The 16,581-nt window shown below is 59.0% G+C and carries 15 protein-coding genes, 1 tRNA gene and 2 pseudogenes; 8 read left to right on the plus strand and 10 right to left on the minus strand.

Annotated elements, in window-relative coordinates:
* Positions 1-63: 63 nt before the first annotated feature.
* The 5 genes from AB1576_11000 (at position 64) to AB1576_11020 (ending at position 4,488) form a co-directional block, all read left to right on the plus strand.
* Positions 64-945, plus strand: coding sequence for a xanthine dehydrogenase family protein subunit M (locus AB1576_11000; GenBank protein MEW6082277.1), 882 nt, complete (start codon positions 64-66; stop codon positions 943-945).
* A complete protein-coding gene (locus AB1576_11005) occupies positions 942-1,430 on the plus strand; it encodes a (2Fe-2S)-binding protein (GenBank protein MEW6082278.1) in 489 nt (162 codons plus the stop codon). The genes AB1576_11000 and AB1576_11005 overlap by 4 nt, the downstream gene beginning before the upstream one ends.
* A complete protein-coding gene (locus AB1576_11010) occupies positions 1,427-2,689 on the plus strand; it encodes a molybdopterin cofactor-binding domain-containing protein (GenBank protein ID MEW6082279.1) in 1,263 nt (420 codons plus the stop codon). Before AB1576_11005 ends, AB1576_11010 begins: the two co-directional genes overlap by 4 nt.
* Complete coding sequence (locus tag AB1576_11015; protein ID MEW6082280.1) at positions 2,686-3,684, plus strand: molybdopterin cofactor-binding domain-containing protein; 999 nt, start codon at positions 2,686-2,688, stop codon at positions 3,682-3,684. Before AB1576_11010 ends, AB1576_11015 begins: the two co-directional genes overlap by 4 nt.
* A 111-nt stretch (positions 3,685-3,795) precedes the next feature.
* Positions 3,796-4,488 carry a cyclase family protein gene (locus AB1576_11020; GenBank protein ID MEW6082281.1) on the plus strand — a complete coding sequence of 231 codons (693 nt, stop codon included), beginning with the start codon at positions 3,796-3,798 and terminating at the stop codon, positions 4,486-4,488.
* Between the two features lie 163 nt (positions 4,489-4,651).
* Here AB1576_11020 and AB1576_11025 read toward each other — a convergent pair whose 3' ends face one another.
* Positions 4,652-5,821, minus strand: coding sequence for an MFS transporter (locus tag AB1576_11025; GenBank protein MEW6082282.1), 1,170 nt, complete (start codon positions 5,819-5,821; stop codon positions 4,652-4,654).
* Positions 5,822-6,100: 279 nt separating this feature from the next.
* Here AB1576_11025 and AB1576_11030 point away from each other — a divergent pair, with 279 nt between their 5' ends.
* A complete protein-coding gene (locus AB1576_11030) occupies positions 6,101-7,258 on the plus strand; it encodes an FAD-binding oxidoreductase (protein ID MEW6082283.1) in 1,158 nt (385 codons plus the stop codon).
* 223 nt (positions 7,259-7,481) lie between these two features.
* On the opposite strand, the gene AB1576_11035 is transcribed toward AB1576_11030, so the two are convergent.
* From AB1576_11035 to AB1576_11075, 9 genes and pseudogenes are all read right to left on the minus strand, one after another.
* On the minus strand, positions 7,482-7,724 hold the full coding sequence (locus AB1576_11035) for a hypothetical protein (protein MEW6082284.1): 243 nt from the start codon (positions 7,722-7,724) through the stop codon (positions 7,482-7,484).
* A 445-nt stretch (positions 7,725-8,169) separates the two neighbouring features.
* A complete protein-coding gene (locus AB1576_11040) occupies positions 8,170-8,364 on the minus strand; it encodes a hypothetical protein (protein MEW6082285.1) in 195 nt (64 codons plus the stop codon).
* Between the two features lie 44 nt (positions 8,365-8,408).
* Positions 8,409-8,498, minus strand: a pseudogene (locus AB1576_11045) (F0F1 ATP synthase subunit C).
* A 734-nt stretch (positions 8,499-9,232) separates the two neighbouring features.
* Positions 9,233-10,294, minus strand: coding sequence for an HD domain-containing phosphohydrolase (locus AB1576_11050; GenBank protein ID MEW6082286.1), 1,062 nt, complete (start codon positions 10,292-10,294; stop codon positions 9,233-9,235).
* A 595-nt stretch (positions 10,295-10,889) separates the two neighbouring features.
* Positions 10,890-11,422 (minus strand): annotated as a pseudogene (locus AB1576_11055) (DDE transposase).
* A gap of 319 nt (positions 11,423-11,741) precedes the next feature.
* Positions 11,742-11,817: transfer RNA gene (locus AB1576_11060), tRNA-Pro, on the minus strand.
* Between the two features lie 89 nt (positions 11,818-11,906).
* Positions 11,907-11,996, minus strand: coding sequence for a hypothetical protein (locus AB1576_11065; GenBank protein ID MEW6082287.1), 90 nt, complete (start codon positions 11,994-11,996; stop codon positions 11,907-11,909).
* A 14-nt stretch (positions 11,997-12,010) separates the two neighbouring features.
* Positions 12,011-12,397 carry a copper amine oxidase N-terminal domain-containing protein gene (locus AB1576_11070; GenBank protein MEW6082288.1) on the minus strand — a complete coding sequence of 129 codons (387 nt, stop codon included), beginning with the start codon at positions 12,395-12,397 and terminating at the stop codon, positions 12,011-12,013.
* 609 nt (positions 12,398-13,006) lie between these two features.
* Positions 13,007-13,441, minus strand: coding sequence for an Ig-like domain-containing protein (locus AB1576_11075; protein MEW6082289.1), 435 nt, complete (start codon positions 13,439-13,441; stop codon positions 13,007-13,009).
* Positions 13,442-14,361: 920 nt separating this feature from the next.
* On the opposite strand from AB1576_11075, the gene AB1576_11080 reads away from it, so the two are divergent.
* Together AB1576_11080 and AB1576_11085 are read left to right on the plus strand one after the other, a co-directional pair.
* Positions 14,362-15,150 carry a peptidoglycan-binding protein gene (locus tag AB1576_11080; GenBank protein MEW6082290.1) on the plus strand — a complete coding sequence of 263 codons (789 nt, stop codon included), beginning with the start codon at positions 14,362-14,364 and terminating at the stop codon, positions 15,148-15,150.
* Positions 15,147-16,523 (plus strand): hypothetical protein, encoded by a 1,377-nt coding sequence (locus AB1576_11085; GenBank protein ID MEW6082291.1) that lies wholly within the window; start codon positions 15,147-15,149, stop codon positions 16,521-16,523. The genes AB1576_11080 and AB1576_11085 overlap by 4 nt, the downstream gene beginning before the upstream one ends.
* Positions 16,524-16,581 lie beyond the last annotated feature (58 nt).

Below are 16,581 nucleotides of genomic sequence, written 5' to 3' on the forward strand. Positions count from 1 at the left end.
GTGGGTCATCCGCACCTCATGGACGAGAAGTCAGGGTTTTTCGGAAGGGGGCTTGTGTGAGCCATGCTACCCAAAACCCCATATATCAGGCCGTCAGGTCTTTCGGATGCCCTGAAAGCGCTTGAGAAACACGGCCCGGGGGCGCGGGTCATCGCGGGCGGTACCGATCTGATTCCGTCTATGAGGGCCCGGACCCAAATACCGTCTTGCCTTGTGGATATTCAGGGACTGGGCCTTGATGTGATAACCAGGACTGACACGTCGTTCAGAGTCGGTGCCACATGTACGTTTAATAAGCTGGCCCGTGACAGCACTATCCGTGAACTGTTCCCCGCACTCCAAGAAGCTGCCCAGGCGATAGGGGCGGTACAGACGAAGAACCTGGCGACAATAGGGGGAAACTTGAGTTCGGCTGTACCCTCCTGTGACTCGGCACCCGCGCTTTATGTGCTGAAGGCAAGACTCACGCTGGTCAGCTTGAGACAGCAGCGGGTCGTACCCGTAGCAGAATTCTTCCAGGGGCCAAGACGCACCGTGCTCGCCCCCGCTGAGGTTCTGGCCTGGATCGATATACCGCTCCCGCCGCATCGCTCAGGCGCCGCCTTCTTCAAGATAGGCAGGCGGAAAGCGCTGACGCTGGCCATAGTTAACGCAGCCGCCAGCGTATGCCTGGCCGAGGATGGCGGCAGTGTACGTGATGCCGCCATATCTCTTGGAGCTGTGGCGCCTACTCCCATCCGCGCACAGAAGGCTGAGTCGGTGCTTGCAGGACAGGCATGGTCGGAAGAACTGGTGAGAGAAGCTTGCGAGGTCGCATCAGGTGAGGCCTCACCCATCAGCGATATCCGAGGGTCTGCCGGGTATCGCAGGGAGCTCTGTAAGGTCCTGGTCAGGCGTGCTCTCATGCATGCGCGGGAACGTGCCTTAAGGAGTGGTCAGACGTGACACAGGTTGTCAGGGTGGTGGTTAATGGCAACGAGCATAGCATCGAGATTAAGCCCTCGGTCCTCCTGGTAGATGTACTCAGGGATTCACTCCACCTTACGGGGACGAAAAAGGGCTGCGGCACAGGAGAGTGCGGAGCCTGTACCGTTCTCATGGACGGCAAACCTGTAAACTCATGCCTAGTGCTGGCCATCCGCTGTGAGGGCAGGCAGATCACCACAATCGAGGGGCTGGGTACGCCCGATTCTCTCCACATCCTGCAGAAGGCCTTCATTGAAAACGGCGCTGTGCAGTGCGGTTTCTGCGCGCCCGGGATGCTGCTTTCGGCAAAGGCCCTGCTTGACGAAAACCCTGCTCCTAACGAAACGGATATCCGTAACGGACTGGCGGGCAACATCTGCAGGTGTACGGGCTACAAGAAGATCGTAAAGGCGGTCCTATCCGCTGCCCGAGCGACGTCCGGAGGGGAGGGGAGCGGACGATGAGAGGCTCTTCTATAGGAGTAAGCAGGCCAAGACATGACGCTCTGCTGCAGGTGACCGGGAGGGCACTGTATGGGGATGATTACGAAAGACCCGGCATGCTCTATGCCAGGGCGCTCAGAAGCCGTCACCCTCACGCGAAGATCCTGAGGGTGGACACGTCGCGCGCCATGAAGATGGCGGGCGTGAAAGCGGTTATCACGGCAGAGGACGTCCCCAACAACCGCTACGGCTTCACCCATCTTGACCAGCCGGTGCTCGCAGATGACAAGGTGTGCTACCGTGGGGATGTCGTTGCTGTCGTGGCCGGTGAATCCTGGGACGCGGCGACGGAGGCGCTCGACCTGATTGAAGTAGACTACCTGGCTCTGCCTCCCGTCTTTGACCCTATAGAGGCGATGAAGCCGGACTCGCCGAAAGTGCACGGAGACAGCAATGTCGTTTCACATATCAGGATCAGGTCCGGCGACGTGACAGAGGGGTGGCGCGCGTCCTCCGAGATCGTAGAAGACGTCATGCGGACCCAGGTAGTGGAGCACTGCCATATTGAACCGCACGTGGCGTTGGCAGAGATGACCATCGATGGAACCTACGTGATCAGGAGTGCAGTACAGAGGCCCTTCCTCATCGCCTCTGACTTAAGCAGGATCCTGCAGTATGCCATGAACAAGATCAGGGTCATCACACCGGCGATAGGCGGGGGCTTTGGCGGCAAGAACGAGATAACCATAGAGCCTTACGTATGCCTGTTGGCCGCGAAGACAAAAAGACCCGTAAAGATGGTGCTCTCCCGGGAAGAGGAGTTCTGCGGTACGACGGTACGCCACCCGTACATCGTTAAGTACAGGTCGGGAGTGACAAAGGACGGAAAGATCATGGCGCGCCAGGTGGAGATCGTGAGTGACTCGGGTGCTTACGTATCCTGGGGCGAATCTACCCTGAGCAAGGCCTCGATACACGCCGCTGGCCCTTACTCCATACCTCACGTGCGGATCGATGGCTACCTGGTGTACACGAACAACTCCATAGGAGGGGCGATGAGGGGCTTCGGCGTACCCCAGGTCGGGTTCGCCTATGAATGTCATATGGATAACATCGCCACGGTAATCGGCATGGATCCGCTCGAGTTCAGATACAAAAATCTCCTGACAGACAACTCGTCCCTGCCTACGGGACAGGTGCTTGAAGTCGTCACCCTCAAGGAGACAGTCAGAAAAGCCGTAGAGCTTCTTGGCTGGAAAACGGAGGTCGAGTGGGAGTGAAAAAACGCGGGAAAGGTATCGCCTGCATGTTTTATCCCATCGGGTTCACCTCCTACCCGAACCCGGGTTCTGCTTTTGTCAAAGTGAACCAGGACGGAACAGCGGTGGTCTTCACAGGCGCGACAGACATGGGACAGGGCTCCACCACGGTGCTCGCTCAGATAGCCGCAGAAGAGCTAGGTATACGCTACGAGCATATCACTATGGTCACGGGAGACACGGAAAAGACCCCATTTGACCTGGGGTCTGTAGCAAGCAGGGTCACCTATATTGTTGGAAATGCGGTGAAGTGCGCGGCTTACGAAGCGAAGCGGATCCTTCTTGAGGTGGCGGCCGAAAAGCTGGGGGTAAGCCCTGACGGCCTCTGCGCCGCGGACGGCAGGATCTACATCAAGGGACTGCCCGAACGGTTCCTTGAGATCTCGGAGGTTGCCCGCTACGCGCAGATGGGTAAGGGGAGGCCTCCCATCGGCTCCGGCAGCTTTAATCCGATCACCACTTTTCTTGATCCCGAAACGGGTCACGGGAAACCGTACGGGGCATACGTGTTTGCCACCCAGATCGCGGAGGTGGAAGTGGACACGGAAACAGGCGTCGTCGAAGTGCTGAGAATCGCCGCGGCCCACGACTGCGGCAGGGCGATCAACCCGATGCTGGTTGAGGGGCAGGTCGAGGGCGGTATTTCTATGGGGATCGGGTACGGTTTGTTTGAAGAGATGGTGCTGGAGAACGGGGTAGTGAAGAACCCCCAGTTTACCGACTACATTCTGCCCACCTCGCTCGATATGCCGGAAATTCGGGTGGCCATCATCGAGAGACCGGAACCAACAGGCCCCTTCGGCGCTAAAGGGATCGGCGAACCGTCGCTGCTACCGACGGCACCGGCCATCATCAACGCCATTTACGATGCGGTGGGTGTGAGAATAAGGGATCTGCCGGCCACTCCCGAGAAGATCCTGAAGGCACTGCGCGAAACAGAACCGGCTAAGGTATAGATCCTCACCAATGTCTGGCATCGCTTGAACAGCTTTTGTCCCAGCAAGTTATGGAGGGGTTACCGGGTCCGGCGGTAATCTCTCCGCTTTGAGTCATGTGTCGAAACTTTAGTGGATGAAAGGAGAAGCGGGATGATGCATCGGATAATTGACCTGAGCCTTCCGGTGGAGGAATTTACGGCCTCACCGCCTTCTCAGGGTGAGAACACCAGGTTTGCGACGGTCTTCAGGGCGCCTGGGCACTGGCAGGCCACTTGGCTGTCATTGAGCGCCCATACCGCTTCTCACGTAGATTCGCCTCTTCACTGCCTCGCAAACCAGATCGCCATCGGGCAGATGTCTCTTGACCGGGTAATCGGGGAGGCTCTGGTGCTGGACGTGTCGCACGTTCATGATATGCAACCCGTGGGGTCTGACGACTTCCGCCATTATGAAAGTAAGGTGAAAGAGGGCGACATCCTTCTGATACGGAGCGGCTGGAGCGAAAGGAAATGGGGCAATTCAGACTACTTTACCAGTTCCCCTTACCTGAGCGAGCAGGGTGCCAGATGGCTGGCAGACAGAAAGCCCAAGGCGGTGGGCTTTGACTTCTTCCAAGAGTACAGCGCAAAGACAAAGGACTTCTCACCGGAAGACTTCGTGATTCACAGGATACTGATGGAAAGCGGCATAGTCGTTATGGAAGGACTGACAAACCTCGGCGCCCTCGGGAGTAAGCGTGTTATGTTCTTTGGCGCGCCTTTGAAGCTAATAGGACCCGAGGCCTCCCCGGCAAGATTCCTCGCTCTGGTCGAGTCTGAATGACCGGCGTGCTGACGTGTTAAGAGACCTGCGGCCGCTTAAATAGACGACCCGCGCCAGCTCCGGTTGGCTATAGAAGAACTGAAATAATGCAGGACTTTGTTTGGACCATAGGCGCACACTGGATACGAGAGTAGCCGCCATATACTGGAGGAGACAACCTGCGCTAATGCACTGCCGGTTTCCCCAGTGGGGGCTCTTTCCTCGAAAGCCACACAAACGCCAGTAGCCCCGTAACACCCATGACTGCAATGATCCTGAAGGACCCAGGCACACCCACCAAGTCCATGAGGAAGCCCGCCATCACAGCCCCAAGTGCCTGCCCAACCCCCATCGCTGCAACTTTGACCCCCATCACGCTACTCATCCCCAGGTCCCGCCCTCGCTCCACCGCCATGGCAGTAATCGCTGGGAGAAAAGCGGCATCGCCTACTCCAAGGAGTACTGTGACGAAGATTAGGGGCCAGACCTGCCTGGCGCCGGGGGCCAGGACGAGTACCAGTGGTGCCAGGATCAAGCCTACCAGCACAACACCGGTTCTGTTCACCCTGTCACATATCATCCCTGTAACGGGTTGTAGCACGGCCTCGGTTACGGACCACACGGAAATCAGTACACCCGCAACCAGCGCCGGCAGCCCCAGGTCTGCACACCAGATAGGAATGCACACCAGGAAGGCTCCCCAGGTTAAGGATATGACACACATTGCCAGCATGATAGAACGAACGGTACGGTCCTGGAGGATCTGGATCATGGAAGGAGGAGGTCCATTCTCTGATCGCATTGACTTGTGCTCGGGTACCAGAACTAGGATGAGGATAAGGGCAGCCAAGGCTAGGGCCCCCATTAGGAGAAAAGGTCCCCGGTAACCCATGCGGTCAGCCAGGTACCCACCGGCGACAGGGCCGATGGCAAAGCCCCCTAGGAAGAAGAGGTAGAGAAGGGAGATAACGCTGCCCTCCCTTCCCTTTGGGGTCAGGGCCCCCACGTACCCTTGAACAAGGGGATGCAGCATTGAAGAAGAACCACCCTGGACCAGTCGCCAGGAAAAGAGGTGGATGGGAGTGGCCACCCGGGCGAATCCGAAAGAAGCCAAGGCATAACCGCTCAAGCCAAGCAGCAGGAACCGCTTGATGCCTTGACGATCAGCAAGCCGACCGAACACCACGCCGAACAGAGCGCGAAACACTGGCTCCGTGCCAAAGATGAGACCTATCCACAGGCCCTCGGCTCCCAGGGCCTTGGCGTATACGGGAAGGATAGGGGTGGCTATGCCTGAGGCCACCGCCACGAGGAAGATGGAGGCCATGAGAGCCACGAGCACGGGTACATTCATGATGCTCCCCCTAGACCGGCGGTGGGTGAGGAATGGCCCATCATGTTCTTCGCTCCCAGTGATGCAGGCTCCTGCAGGGATCCCCCCAAGAGGGTCCTCTTCGCATTGAACGAACCAGGGGCGGATCAATTCCCAGGCGGCGCCAAGTGGGTCAAGATGTAGGTCGTCCTCAACGCCCATCCAGGATCCGGAGAGACTTGTGCAGGATTCGGGTAGCCCGTGTGTGAAACAACCCTGGGAGATTCACTGAACATCACCCCTAGAAGGCGGTGAGGGTACGTGGCTTTCGACGTGGTGGTGGTAGGCGCCGGCATCGTGGGCGCATCCGTGGCCTACCATGCCACCCTTCGAGGCCTGCGGGTTATGGTTCTGGATGCCCGTGGCCTGGCTAGCGGCGCATCTGGGTCCTGCGACGGGTTTATCTGCATGCAGACCAAGGCCCCCGGGCCTCACCTGCGCCTTGCCGCGCGAAGCGCCTGCCTCCTGGCTGCCCTGGCAAGCGATATCGGCCTGGACTACCGGCCGCAGGGTGTTCTGGTTATCATGGGCACATGGGCGGAGAGAGAGGTAATGGAGACACGGCGGAGGGATCTTGCTGCAGAGGGTGTTCCAGTGGAGATGATTGAGGGGCGGCAGCTGGCACTGGAAGAACCAATCTTGAAGGGAGGCGACTTCGTGGGCGCGTCCCTGTCACTGAGGGACGGCACAGTAGACCCCATTCAATTGACCTACCTGTTCGCCAGGGCAGCCTCTAGGAACGGCGCGATACTCCGTTTTCACTCCCCTGCCATAGCCATCAGGACATCTCATGGTCGGGTTACCGGTGTCGAAACCACAGGAGGCCTCATCCCCTGCGGCTCCGTGGTGGTGGCCGCAGGCCTGGGCACGGGGAATATCCTGAGGTCCTGCGGGCTACACCTCCCGGTGAGGGCCGTGAGGGGACAGCTCCTGGTCTCCGAGCCCCTGGGGGTTGTTGGCAGGCCGATGGTGGACGCCCGTTACATAGCGCTGAAGCACAACCCGGGGCTTCTTTCCACTCTCACCCCACACGGTGTACCTGCAGAGGTAGGCTTCGGGGTGGAGCAGAGCGCCTGCGGTAACCTGTTAATCGGCAACACCAGAGAGCCGGGGGCTGGAAGCAATGGCACCTCATTAGAGGCTCTAGAGGGGATTTGCCGGAACGCCGCCAGGATAGCCCCAGGCCTCAGGCATGTGCGCATCATCCGTGCCTTCGCCGGCCTCAGGCCCTATGGCCCGGACTCCCTTCCCTTCGTCGGCTCCGTGGGGGATGTCGAGGGCCTCTACCTGGCAGGGGGGATGGGGGGGGACGGTATCACCCTGTCCGCGGCGGCCGGGGCTGGGCTGGCTAGAATGCTCACGGGCGAGGAAAGCCCTGAGCTGGCGCCATTTTCCCCTTGTCGCTTCAGGCTAGATTAAGTCCGGGACCAGCCCGCGGCGTGAGAGTCATTCCCCCTCACCACTGACCCTGTGGTCGAGATGATTGGGCCCACTCCGGTGAGCCTCCCATGTTCTTGGCGCTGAAGGATCCAGGTGGTGCGGCGCCTGGTTCGGCAGGCAAGGGCCTCCGGCGGCCCCCGCGCCCTTTACCTACTCCTAATGCTGATATATCCAAAGCGTAAACATGGACAACGTAATGACTTCACCAACTAAACCCTGTGGTGCAAGCCTCTAGGTCACGGTTTGCGCTGGAGTGCCTTGAAACTGGACACGATGCCCTGGAGTTCTCCGTTATGGCCGTCTGCCGCTGCTGCTGGTAGGCGCCGAGACGATCCCGGATTTTCTTCTCAGCGGCCTGCATGGCTGCCAGCCAGCTGGCATTCTCGGCAGCGAGGGAGAGAACAAAGGCACGGTGGAGCGATACGAAGAAGTACTGGTGTAGCATGGCCGAGAATAACCTGGCGCATCCATGTTAAAGGTGGGCGATGAACGAGAGGGCCAATCCAGATTCTGTCTCCGGGGGGCAGTGAAGCCCACGGGTAACAGGGCCTCAGCATGGGGTGCGAAGGCAGCCCCTGCCGTGGGGCGATGGTAGAACAGGGGTACGCCTGTACCTACTCCTGTCGCCTCCAGGTTTCGATCCTCTCAAGGAACCCTTGGACTGCGGTTAGAATGCCAGCCATGGAGTTGGGAACACCGAACGCACCATTACGTCCATTCGCCCTGCCACCCGGGCATTCACGTGCTCCCCAACGCAAGCAACGATTCTTTCGGCAGAAACCCCTCCTGAACACGGCTCCAGTCTTCATCCAGGGGAAGCGGCCGGCTAGCCGTAGTCCGAACCGAAGGCAATCAATAGCACCGGCCTCCTGGGGTCCACAGACGAAGACTCAAGGCGCTGCTCTCGGGAGGCCAGTGCCACAGCCAGGCTGGGTTACACGGTGCGTAGTAGTCCCCAGGGACTCCATAGCCTTCTCGTACTGGCGCACGCTGGTGGCGGCCATGGCCTTCATGGTCCGGACTATGGATGCCAGGTCCTGACTACTGTCCAGCTGTTTCTGTAGGGTTTCCAGGGTGGTGGACACTAAAGCTATCCCTCTCTTGACAAGTCCAACGCGCTGTGGAGCCCGTCGGGCTGCTGAGCGATGGAACCTAGGGCCTGGGATACCGCCCGGCCCTGCCCCAGGGCTGGGGCGACGGAACCGATATCTATCGTCAAGGGATGCGAGTGAGCGGGGGCACGGTGCGCATGGCAAGAGAGGAACGATTGTCATACCTTCAGACTTGCGACGGCACTATGGTCTTGAGGAAGTGGCGGGGGCTGAGGCAAAGCCCGAGGGGATTCCTGCTGCGTCCTGCAATAGCATTGCCGTTGGAGGTGTATTCTGCCGAGCGCAAAGCAAAGTTCCTGTTAAACACACGCCGTAACCCCTGAGGATTATGAATGGGTCGTGGAGCAGGTTCGCCAGCTTGGACTGGATCCTGAGACCATTCCCCATGACAAGGCGGGAGTGCGCTGACTTGCACCGTGTGTTCTTGGATGCGAACGTTCTCTTCTCGGCTACCTACGGAAGCCCTGGCCTTTGGCCTTGAGGTGTTGTGGCGTAAGGCAGAGGAGGGAGAGTGCACACTCCTGGCTCCAGAATATGTTCTCAAGGAAGCCGGGCGCAATCTGAAGTCCTGGAAGCATCTTCGCCGGCTGCGGGAGATAGACAGTTTTCTGGAGATGGCGCCTCACCCCGAGCCCGACCTGCCTTGCCCAGCTGACTTGCCCAAAAAGGATCGCCCGGTGTTAACGGGGCGTGGATGGCTAGGACGACGCACCTCATTACCGGGGCTCTAAGGCACTTCGGCCAGTACCTGGGGGAGGAGATGGGGGGCATGAAGATAGTGACTCCCCGGTGGATACCTTGGTAAGTAGCCGCAGGCAACTTCGCAGGTTCGATGCTAGATTCACATACCACGGCCCATCTCCCGGGACTGGGACGCCATAAGACGGGGCGGAGCCTTCTGGGTGAAGCTTGAGAGGTCCAGATCGCCGCTGGCAAAGAGCCTTGAACAAGCGTCCGAGACCTCGGGATCGTAGAGGCTCCCGCGGTTTTGAAGTACTTCATCCAGCGCCCTTTCGAGGCCGAGCGCTTCCCGGTACGGACGGCGCGATGACATTGCCTCGACAACATCAGCGACCCCCAGGATCCTCGCCTGTATCATAATGTCTCCCCCCGATCGTGCGTGGGGATAGCCAGAACCGTTCAACCTCTCATGGTGTTGAAGGACAATGTCTGCGACGGGCCAGGGGAACTCGACGTCTTGCAGGATGTCGTACCCTGCCTGCACGTGATGCCTTATGACGTTCATCTCGGGGACGCTTATGTGCCCTGGTTTGCTGAGGATCTCTATGGGAACAGCCATCTTGCCTAAATCGTGAACCAGCCCAGCGACACGAATGCCTTCGAGATGGTCATCTGGGAGGTTCATCTCCCTGGCTATTTCACATGCCAGGTTGCTCACTCGTTGCTGGTGCCCTGCGGTGTAGGGGTCCCTGCTCTCAACCATTCTTGTGAGAGCCTTGATAACCCCTTCCGTGATTCTCTCCAGTTTAGTGAGACTTTGCCTGAGGGCTTCCTGTCCATTCTTTCGTTCCGTAATGTCATAGGTCATATGGAGATAGAGGGCCTCACCATCACTATCACGGAGGCTCGTGGGGTAGATCGCCGAGCTTATCCAACGGCCGGAGGGTAGATCAAATACCTCACTTTCCACCGTGGTTCCCTTCCGAACCGCCTCCTCCAGGGGGCAACCGGGGTAGGGTCCATCCGCTCCATGCACCACCTTGTTGCAGGGCGCGCCGATAATCCCGCCAAGCTCAACCCCCAGCTGAGTACGGACCGCCTCATTGGCCAGCAGGATCCTGTGGTGCTTGTTGATCAGCATGACATAGAAGGGAAAGGCATCGAGAACCCCGAAAAGGTTGAACTCGCTTCTCTTTGAGGATACTCTTCGTCGAATGGCCACAGCAACCCCTCCAGTGCCTCTTGAGTCTAGCCTTGATTCCTGACCCTGGCAGGGTGACCTGTCCTTGACAAGCACCCGTCTAGATGCCTTGCAGCGGACCGTGACTGGCCATGTGTTCCACTATTTAGGTAAAGACCTACGTAATAACCACATCGATCACATTCGTCTTATTTAGTAGAATGCACATTCCGAAATCAGCCATCTGTTCCCCAGTTTCCGGGCGGGTTGGAGCGAAGCGATGCCTGTCGTTGTGCATAGGGAATCGGTTAACCAGTTAACTGGGGGCATCCATATCACTCAGGTGACCTGTGGATTCTCATCCAAAGGTGATTGTTTTTTTCATGAAAGTGATCCACGAGCCTGTCGACGTCAAGGGAAAATGTCAGGGAGGCATTTGCGTTGTACCCGATAGAGTAGGAATGTGAAGCACAGGGTTAGGAATTTGAGGCACAAGGGGCCGTTGCCGACGGCTTTAGGGAGGAATATGAAGGTGTAGTTAGGCCACGTGGTGCAGGTGTGTGGTACATCGGGCAAGGCGGGGCAGCCAGAACCATGGGTGCTCATGCCCCAGCGGAGTTGGGGGGTAGCGGGTTTTTCAGGCGGCCACCAAGCTCCTGATCTTGTCCTTTTGTTTTTCCTTCACCCTGCCAAGCGCCATGGCTAGCATGACGCATAACGCCAGGCCAGGCCGCATCTTACCTTCATCTTTCCGAGCCCCCGTATGAAGTGGTGCTCGAAGCCAAACTCACGTCAAGACGACTGTTAACCCTCTCTACGGCGGTACGTTTCTTATACAGCCCAGCGGTAACTGGAGCGGGCCATCGGTGTGAATACCCGGCGGTTCTCCTTTAGGGGTATGCGTATCCCGCCTGAGGTCTTGCAGGCTCCCTGTCCCTTGCACTCGATACCGTACTGCTGCGCGGGACAGCGATATTTGAGACACTGCCTCTTTTGCTCAAAACCGCCATAGGCCATCTCACGACGCTTGAGCGTAACCGGGCAATAGCAGTACACGCAGCCCCGGAAGTCATAGACAACGCTGTCGCGTGCTTTCAACAGCCGGCTTTCCTCTCCATCCTTCCACATGTTCCGGATGTCTATAACGGGCCTGATGTGGTAATCATCCCATAGGCTTTTAGGGGTTTTGTGCGTCAAACATCACTTTGACAACGAGGGCAGGATCACCTGGTTTTTCCTGGGGTCGATTTTCAAAAACCCTCCCCTATCCATGACCAAAAATCCCACGTATGCACTCTCCCGTGGGGTAAACCTTTTCTTCCCTCAACTATACTCCGTGCTCAGCCCATCCGTTTTATACAACGCAAATGGCTCGTAAAACAATCTTTCGGACTGAACGCCACAGACCAGACACAGAGAACCAGATTGGCAACTTCGCCGCTTATGTAAGAAGACCCACCGCATCTTGGCGGGCCTTACTGGTCTTAACTGGTCGGAGCGGCCGGACTTGAACCGGCGACCTCATGGTCCCGAACCATGCGCGCTACCGTCTGCGCTACGCCCCGACCGTATCAGCCTCCATTATACCCTTCAAGGTCGTGAACAGTCAATAAAACCCGTCCAGCGGTCCAGCGAGTAAGAAACTACACCGCTGCTAAGGCATGACTGTGCGAGCGACTCTCGCTACACTGTCCCAGGTCATGGTGGCACCCAATCCCTCGGCCAACGCCCCAATTGGCATCATGGTCCTACCAGGGTTTAAGACCGGTTCCCGTCCAGGGTCAAGTTTGTGTTGTTAAGCCTCATGGTCCTTGGCCCTATTATCAGCACTATCTTCGTGCTGTCCTTCGTGATGATTACCGGGCGCTTGTCGGGATCCCAATCAACCGCGGCCCCCAGGGCCTCGGACGCGAACCTTACTGGCATGAAGGTCCGGTTAATTCTTATATATGGCACCATGTCCATGGTATGCCGCACCCCGTCTGCCCATAGGTAGTCACTCCCAATGGTCAGATTGGTGTCCTTAGCCCCGGTAGGGGAAACCCAAATACCTGATGACGTCTTGATGACTAAGCCATGGGTGACGGTCCTGTTGGAGCTTGTTGTTCCGAACACGATGCCGAAGGTCTTGGAGCGTCTTCCCACCCGAGGCCGTCATGCCGCCCGATAATGGCCAGAGGGTCTTCAATGGTAATCGGTCTTGACATGCCCCGACTTGGTCAAGGCTGTAACAGTGAAGGCGGTGCAGACACCCGCAGTGGCCGTCGCAGGAGTAACTATCTTGAACCCGCCCAGGGCACCATCCACGGCGGTAGCAGTGAACTCCAGGTGCGAACCACTGTTGCCTTGACCCTGTAGATCCCCGTTTCAGAACCCAGGGTCACACTGATGGACGCTTGGCCCTGGGAGGCCGCTGCGCGTGACTTTGAGCTCAATGTGTGGTTCTTGGCCCCTGTGGGCACAGTGGAGAAGGCGAAGGAGACTTTCTTCCCCGACACCGGTCCCCGTGGGTGTCCGACACCCACACAACCATGCGAGCCAGGAGCTGCTGCCGGGCGATGCCGCCTCGTTGTTCCCTGAGGTTGGCAGGTTTATCTTGAAGGAGTTCACCTCTCGGGTTGTGGCTGTGGCCGCAAACTGTGACCCCTATGCATAGTGGTCGTAACTGGAAACAACAGCACTTCCATGGAGTAGTCAATAAGCCCCTTATAGGGTACCGGCTGAACCTGAGCAGCCTGCTGAACGAGGCGACGCTTACCCCGACTCCTGGATGTTAGGCGGTTGAAGCGGGGTCACGGCGGTAGCAGTGAAGTCTATAATCCCCGAAAGCCCGCTGGAGACAGCTCTTATGGTATACATGCCCGGTTTGTTGTCCAGCTTCACCTGGGTCTCGGCTATGCCGTCACTCCCCGAGGTGGCCTGTGTGGCTGTAAGGCTCTGCCCTGTAGCAGATGAGGGCACGGAAAGGAATCTGAAGGACACCATCCGGCCGGACACTGGGTTCACCTGGGTATCTAGAAACCTGACGGAAACAGGCAGGGTCAGGGTGGAGCCCGGTGGAGCCTGCTGGTTGTTCCCGCCGTCCGACTTGATCTTGGTTGCCGCCACCGTGAAGGCGGTCAAAGCCTCTGGGGACCCGGGCTCGGTCCAGATCTCGAAGATCTCCCCTCCGGCGGGACTCCTGTCCACAAGGGTAATGCCGGCTACCGTGGCGAACAGCAGCCGGCACCATAACACCGGCGGAGGGGGAAGGACCGCTACCCCTGGTGCCGTTGACCCGCAATGTGTAGATGCTAGCCGTGCTGGGCGCAGTCTTCAGCACCACGGGTCAGGGTTCAAGGGCTGCCGGTCTGATGCGTAGATCACCGGTCCCTCCCCGGTGCTCCCAGTGCCGAGGTGGCGGGCTGGCGACGGCTTTATTGCCAAGGAGAAACTGGAGCCGTGAGCGCCCCCGACTGCACCATGGAACTCACCGTCAATACCGCAGTGTCGCTCACCTGAAGCTGCAGGCCCACACGGGTCCCTGCGGAGGCTCCCGCGCTAATCCTAGCCTGCCCGGTTAGTATAGGTTACCGTGAGGGTCACTGAGGTGGCAGACGGGACTCGATCACCACCTCCGCAGGATCTGGATTAGAGAGTTCCTGTGCCGAGGCCACCGGACTCAGAGGAACCGGTAGCAGTAGCACGGTGACCAGCAGGGCAAGAAGCCGCCTCGCCTTCATTCTTCTCTTACCTCCCTTGGCCGTTCTCGTGGCGGCTCACATGGCAAACTGGCCAACCTTGAAGACGCTCTCGGGATTTGGGAAGTTCCGCCTTTTCCCGCTCCTGGTACTTCTCCAGTCCGGGCTTGATAATGGAGTGGACTACGGTTCCGGGCAGGTGGAGGACGGGCTGGATGGGGAAAGTCCGCCAGTCCCCCGGCATATTATTCGAACGACGGGAGGGACACTCTGGTGGCAAAGTCTTGGATGGTGTTCTTGGTGCTTCTGATCCTTGTCGTTCCCCCAGTAATCTCCAGCGCTCATTCCACAGCGGCCTGGCTGACTTCTCCAACCTGTGAGACCAGTAGGGATCTTCTCTTGACCGATCCTCCTCTTCAGGGGCCTGACGTGGAAGAACTTCAAATCAGGCTGGGCCAGCTCGGCTTCTACCATGATCAGCCCACGGGTGTCTACGACCTGGCAACAAGCAGGGCTGTGGAAGAGTTCCAGCGCTTCACCGGGCTTGAACCGGATGGAGTTGTGACGCCAGACACCTGGGACTACATGGCCCAAGGAGAGGAGGTGGCCGCTGAACCGCCAACACCCCCACCGCCGGGGGAGGTGGAGATTGTGGTAGACGTGAGCAGTCTCACGCTCTACATCTACTACAGAGGTCAGGTTCACAGCAGGTATCCCGTGGCGGTGGGCAGGCCCGGCAGCATGACCCCAGTGGGGGAGTTTCTCGTGAGGAACAAGGGTTTCCAGCCCGGCGGGCCCTTCGGTTCGCGCTGGCTCGGCTTGAACATTCCCTGGGGCACCTATGGGATCCATGGGACCAACAACCCAGCTTCCATAGGCACTATAGCCAGTGGTGGGTGTGTCAGGATGCACAACAAGCATGTGGAGGAGATCTACCCGTGGGTAAAGGTGGGTACTCGCGTGACCATCGTAGGCAGGGAGATCAGGGCAAGGCTCCGGAGGGACCTCAGGAAAGGTTCCATAGGGTACGACGTCCAGTACGCGCAGCTATGCATGAGGCAGGCGGGTTTCGATGCTGGGCTCCTGGACGGCCGGTTTGGAGAGGACATGGAGAGGGCGGCGAAGGAGCTCCAGGCCTACTACGGGCTCCCGGTAACAGGAGAGATAGGAGAAAACGAGCGCTGCGCCTTGGGCGTTAACAGGGGAGGATACCATTGAGGACCCTTTGGAGGCTCCTCCTGTTCGCCGCCGCTATCGCCTCCGGCCTGGCGGGATTGGGCTACTTCTGCCTGTCCCACCCCCAGTTGTTCAAGCCTGGCCCATACCATCCCATGTCCCTCTACTACGCCCACAGGGGCGTCCAGGTGCATCCCTACCACTCCATGAAAGATGGCCAGTACCGGCTGGTGGTGTGGGAAACCGGGTGGCCGCTGAGCTGGAGTGAGCACCTGGGGTTTGCGGATTTCGTGGAGTACATGGTCCTGGGTTTCCAGGAGAGTAACCCCAACGTTGAAGTGGAGTTCCGCCTAATTCGCATTACCGAGCTGGCCCTGGCGCTCCAAGAAGCCAGGGCCCTGGATACCCTCCCGGATATCTACGCGGGGCCCTTCTTCCCAGCCCTGGCCGAAATGGGGGCGGTGCCCCTGGAACCCTTCATTGACGAGCATGAGCTCTCCCTCTACGAACAAGCAGCCCTAGAGGCCTGCACCGTGGAAGGGAGCCTGGTGGCCTGGCCCAGGTGGGTGGAGGTTTGGGGCTGGGCTTCTACCCCCCGGTTTCTGGGGGACCTGGATGCCTCGCTGCTCGCCGAGGAGGGCTGGTCCTGGGAGGAGGCAGAGGACTTCCTGCTAAGCAAGGCTGAGGTAGCTCCCCAGGCTCTCGTACTTGACAGCGCCGGCACCAAGACCTTCGAACACCTCTTGACGGCCGCCGGCGTGCCCTCCGTGGTGAGTCCCAAGGGGGAACTACTATGGCAAGGAGGCCCCGTGCTGGAGGTGGCACGCTTCCTTGAGAGGCTGAAGAGCGAAGGCGTGCTTCCCCGGGACACCAGCAACATGCACAGGAGACTCGTGGCGGATTTCCTCAAGGGCGAGGTCGCAGTGGCCGGCCCTGCCGGTTCCGGGTTCCTCCGCTTGTGCCGGGAGGTAAACCTTGCGGAGGAACTGGCCATGCTTCCAGTACCCCACCCGCCCGGCGGGCTTGCCCTGGTGCCAGCGGAGTACAACGCCGCTACGGTCTTCGACAAGGGGGATCCTGGCCGGGCCGCCCTGGCGGCCCGGCTGGCCCTCCACCTTAGCCGCGGCCCCATGACCTGGCTCACCGCCCGGGTATGCGGGGTTCCCGCCTACCTTCCCGACCGCCAGGCCTGGAGGGATTCAGTGGGCCTTCCCACCCAGGTGATGGCCTTTTTGGAGAAGGCCTCCCAAAGGGCGGCTCACCCCGCTCCCCTTGACCTGAGACACCAACGGGGCCAGGCGGTTATACTCTATAGCGTAATCCTTCCGGAAATCCGGGAGTTCTGGCAGGGGAAGATCGACCACAGGGGCTTGGAGGAAAGCATAAGGTACAGGGTCAAGGGCAAGGAGGAGTGATGTTCCCTCTGGAGAAATGAGGAAGCGACGATGCCCCCAGGCGAGAAGGGCTCAGCCG

The organism is Bacillota bacterium (assembly GCA_040754315.1).
Lineage (GTDB): Bacteria > Bacillota > Sulfobacillia > DUSP01 > JBFMCS01 > JBFMCS01.